The 272-nt window shown below is 64.7% G+C and carries 1 protein-coding gene; it reads right to left on the bottom strand.

Going from position 1 to position 272, the window contains the following annotated elements:
- Positions 1–272: immunoglobulin-like domain-containing protein (locus SB772_RS41110; protein ID WP_410838664.1), on the bottom strand; the 272-nt coding region annotated here is incomplete at both ends.

Raw genomic sequence — 272 nt, 5'->3', positions numbered from 1 at the left:
GTGGCCGGGGCCTTGTCCAGGGTCAGGTTTTCGAACTTGCTGGCGCCGGCGCCGCCTACCGACTGCAGGGTCTGGCTGACGGAGCTCTGGCCGATGTAGACGTTATCCGGTGCAGCGACGGTAGCCGTACCCACGGTGCCGTTGGCCGGCACAGTGATGACGGTCTTGCCATCGCTCAGGGTGAAGGTCAGCGCGCCGTGGTTGTTGACCGGCAGGCCATCCTTGCTGGTCAGGGTGACGGTGTAGACGATCGAGCCACCTTCGGTAACCGA

It is taken from the genome of Paraburkholderia sp. SIMBA_030, assembly GCF_046535245.1.
Classification (GTDB): Bacteria; Pseudomonadota; Gammaproteobacteria; order Burkholderiales; family Burkholderiaceae; genus Paraburkholderia.
This window is presented reverse-complemented; position numbering and strand designations above follow the sequence as displayed.